This is a genomic window from Stappia stellulata (assembly GCF_020176715.1).
Lineage (GTDB): Bacteria > Pseudomonadota > Alphaproteobacteria > Rhizobiales > Stappiaceae > Stappia.
Genome location: NZ_JAIVMF010000047.1, coordinates 1 through 4,104 on the forward strand (window position 1 = coordinate 1; position 4,104 = coordinate 4,104).

Below are 4,104 nucleotides of genomic sequence, written 5' to 3' on the forward strand. Positions count from 1 at the left end.
CCCGAAACGCGGACCTCCCCAGATGGCTTGACTGGTTCAACCGGGCAAGACAACACTCCGCTCTCAACGGCCTGCCGCCCCTCCAAAGGGTGAATGACCTTCTGAGAAACCACAGCTAGGAAAAGGCGGGCGCGACAGGATCATGACGGCCAACTCCATTGTCCTTGGCGATTTCGCCAGCTTCAATATCGCGATTCTCGTGTATTTCGCCGGGGTCCGGCTGAACCGCGACATAGCGGTGCTCAATCGCTACAACATTCCCGAGCCGGTGTCCGGCGGCCTGCTGGTGGCGCTTGGCGTGCTCGCTCTCTACCTGCTTGGCTACGGCGAGGTGACCTTCTCGCTGGCGGCGCGCGATTTCCTGCTCCTGTATTTCTTCACCTCCATCGGGCTGAACGCACGGCTTGCGGATCTGCTGCGCGGCGGCGCGCCGCTCCTGATCCTGCTCGCGCTCACCATCGGCTACATGTTCCTGCAAAACGGCGTCGGCGTCGCGGTGGCGACGGCTTTCGGGCTTCCCGCTGCCTACGGGCTGATCGGCGGCACTGTCTCGCTGATCGGCGGCCATGGGACGGCAATCGCCTGGGGGCCGACCTTCGCCGACAGCTATGGGGTGGCCGGCGCGGTCGAACTCGGCGCGGCGACGGCGACGCTTGGCCTGATCGCGGCAAGCGTGCTCGGGGGACCGGTCGCCCAGTATCTGATCAAGGCGAAGGGCGCGACGCGCGATCCCGACAGTGACGCGGTGATCTCGACAATCGGGCTGAAACGGGAGGAGGAGGCGTCGGCATCCGTCACCCATACCGGCCTGATGCGCGCCATTTTGGTGCTCAACCTGACGATCGCGCTCGGCGTGGCGTTGAAGGAGGTGCTCGATACCACCGGCGTCGACCTGCCGCTGTTCGTCGTCTGCCTCTTCTGCGGTATCCTGCTGTCGAATACGGTTCCGGTTCTGCTGAAACTGCCCAACTGGCCTGCGCGCACCCGCTCGCTGGCCGTGATCTCGGATCTCGCGCTCGGCGTCTTCCTCTCCATGTCGCTGATGAGCCTGCAATTGTGGACCATCGCCGGCCTCGCCGGACCGATGCTGGTGATCCTCGCGCTTCAGGTGGTGCTGGCGGGCACCTTCATCGTCTTCGTGCTGTTTCCGCTGATGGGGCGGGACTACGAGGCTGCGGTGCTCGGGGCGGGCTATGCCGGCTTTGCGCTCGGCGCCACCCCCACCGCAATCGCCAATATGACCGCGGTGGCCAAACATTATGGCGCGGCCACCAGGGCCTTCCTGATCCTGCCGCTGGTCTCCGCCTTTTTCGTCGATCTGGCGAATGCCCTGATCATCCGCCTGTTCCTGAGCTTCTAGCGACCCTGCCGGCAGCATCGGGGGTGACTTTTTCCTCCCGCCTTGGTAACGGACGCAGCACATGTTTTCGCGGGCGCTTCACCAAGCGCCCGGGCCACCCAACCATCGAGACCCAAGATGCCCGATCTTCTCCTGGAGCTGTTCAGCGAGGAAATTCCCGCCCGCATGCAACGGCGCGCGGCGGATAACCTCAAGTCGCTGGTCACCAACGCGCTGGTCGATGCGGGTCTCACCTATGAGGGTGCCAGGGCCTTCGTCACCCCGCGCCGTCTCGCGCTGCATGTCGCGGGGCTGCCCGCAGCCTCCAAGGCGACCCGCGAGGAGCGAAAAGGTCCGCGCGTCGGCGCGCCGGAAAAGGCGCTGGAAGGGTTTTTGCGCGGTGCGGGTTTTGCCTCCATCGACGAGGCGGAGATTGCCAGCGATCCTAAGAAGGGCGATTTCTATGTCGCGGTGATCGAAAAGCCCGGCCGCACCACGCCCGAGATCGTCGCCGAGGCAATGCCCGGCATCATCCGCAACTTCCCCTGGCCGAAATCCATGCGCTGGGGCTCCGGCACATTGCGCTGGGTGCGTCCGCTGCATTCCATCGTCGCGACCTTCGGGCCGGAGACGGAGGAGCCGGAGGTGATCCCCTTCGAGGTCGACGGGATCGTCTCGTCCAACATGACGCGCGGCCACCGCTTCCTGGCGCCCGACGCCTTCGAGGTGCGGCGCCTGGAGGACTACGCGGAGAAGCTGGAAAAGGCGAAGGTCGTGCTCGATGCCGACCGGCGCAAGGACATCATCGCCCATGACGCGCGCAACCGCGCGATGGCGCTCGGGCTGGAACTGGTCGAGGACGAGGGGCTTCTGGAAGAAGTCGCGGGGCTGGTCGAATGGCCGGTGGTACTGACGGGCAGCTTCGACGAGACCTTCCTCAAGCTTCCCGACGAGGTCATCCGCCTGACGATCCGCGCCAACCAGAAGTGCTTCGTGCTGAAGGACCCGGCGACGGGCGCGCTCTCCAACCGTTTTGTCGCGGTCTCCAACATCGAGGCCGCCGATGGCGGCGCGACGATCATCGCCGGCAACGAGAAGGTGATCCGCGCAAGGCTGTCGGATGCCTGGTTCTTCTGGGAAACCGACCTGAAAGCCTCGCTCGAAAGCCGCCTGCCGAAGCTCGACAACGTGGTCTTCCACGAAAAGCTCGGCACGCAGGGCGCGCGCATCGCGCGGCTCGAGGCCCTGGCGCGTGAGATCGCACCGCTTGTCGGCGCGGATGTGGAAGAGGCGGCCCGCGCGGCACGCCTTGCCAAGGCCGACCTGCCGACGCAGATGGTCTACGAGTTTCCCGAGCTTCAGGGCCAGATCGGGCGCACCTACGCCGAACTGCAGGGCGAGGACGCATCCGTCGCAACGGCAATCGAGGACCACTACAAGCCGCAAGGCCCCTCCGACGAGGTGCCGACGGATCCGGTTGCGATTGCCGTCGCGCTTGCCGACAAGCTGGATCTCCTGACCGGTTTCTGGGCCATCGACGAAAAGCCGACCGGCTCCAAGGACCCTTATGCGCTGCGCCGTGCGGCGCTCGGCGTGATCCGGATCGTGCTGGAGAACGGGCTGCGGTTCGGCCTGACCGCATTCGTCAGGCTTGCCGAGGCGCGTATCCTGCGGGAGATCTCCACCGACCATGCGCTTGAGCAGGCCGTCGATACGGCAATGGCGACGCAGGGTCTGGACCTCGATCCGGAGGTCGACGACCGGATCGCGGACGAAATCCATCGCAAGAACCTGCCCGATCAAGCGAAGTCGCAAGCCCTTGTCGTCGACCTCCTCGCCTTCTTCGGCGACCGGCTCAAGGTCCATCTGAAGGACGAGGGCGCGCGCCACGACCTGATCGACGCGGTCTTCGCGCTCGAAGGTCAGGACGACCTCTTGATGGTGGTCAAGCGCGTCGAGGCGCTGGGCGCGTTCCTCGGCACGGAGGACGGGGCGAACCTTCTGGCCGGCACCAAGCGCGCGGCCAACATCCTGCGTGCGGAGGAAAAAAAGGACGGTTCCGCCATCGAGGGCCGGCCCCATGCCGACCATCTGGTGGAACAGGCGGAAATCGATCTGGCGGCCGCCATCGACAAGGCGCGGTCCGCCCTGCGCGATGCGCTGAAAAACGAGGATTTCTCCGCCGCGATGACCGCACTTGCCGGCCTGCGCGCGCCCGTCGACCGCTTCTTCGACGACATCCACGTCAATGCCGATGATCCCGAATTGCGGCTCAACCGCCTGCGTCTGCTCGCCGAAATCCGCGAGGCGACGCTTGAGGTGGCGGATTTCTCGAAGATCGCGGGCTGAAGCGCTCCAGCGGGGCGTCGGGGCTCTCCGATCCCGGGTCGCGGCTGCGCCGCGCCCGGGAAGACGCCGCCCGTCTCGACGCGGTGTGGTTTGGACGGAACCTGCCCGAGGTGCTCGATGTCGGCGGTGGCCCTCTCAGCCTCGCACCGGGCAAGCGGGCGCTCCGTCACACCCCGACGTCATCCCGGCCGCCGAGCCGGGATCCATTGGCAACCTTAGCGGATGCGAGTGGGGTCGATGCGTCCGCGGTCCGGCATCTGCCGTGGACCCTGGCGACGTGGATTGGATCCCCGGTCGAGTGTTCAGACCGGTGACATAGGTGACATGTGTTCATGGAGATGGTTGACACGTTTGGCATGAGTCCCGTTGAGGAGGCGGCCATGCCCTGGTCACAGGTGTCGATCATGGAACAGCGA

Annotated in this window: 2 protein-coding genes; both read left to right on the forward strand. The window is 65.7% G+C overall.

What is annotated here, in order from left to right; translation table 11 throughout:
• Positions 1-142: 142 nt before the first annotated feature.
• Positions 143-1,360 carry a sodium/glutamate symporter gene (gltS, locus tag LC092_RS21005; protein WP_224809685.1) on the forward strand — a complete coding sequence of 406 codons (1,218 nt, stop codon included), beginning with the start codon at positions 143-145 and terminating at the stop codon, positions 1,358-1,360.
• Between the two features lie 117 nt (positions 1,361-1,477).
• Complete coding sequence (glyS, locus tag LC092_RS21010; protein ID WP_224809687.1) at positions 1,478-3,688, forward strand: glycine--tRNA ligase subunit beta; 2,211 nt, start codon at positions 1,478-1,480, stop codon at positions 3,686-3,688.
• Positions 3,689-4,104: the final 416 nt, after the last annotated feature.

Bases quoted from the DNA above. Each gene is read 5' to 3' on its own strand.
- gltS (WP_224809685.1), top strand. From the start codon at position 143: ATGACGGCCAACTCCATTGTCCTTGGCGATTTCGCCAGCTTCAATATC.
- glyS (WP_224809687.1), top strand. From the start codon at position 1,478: ATGCCCGATCTTCTCCTGGAGCTGTTCAGCGAGGAAATTCCCGCCCGC.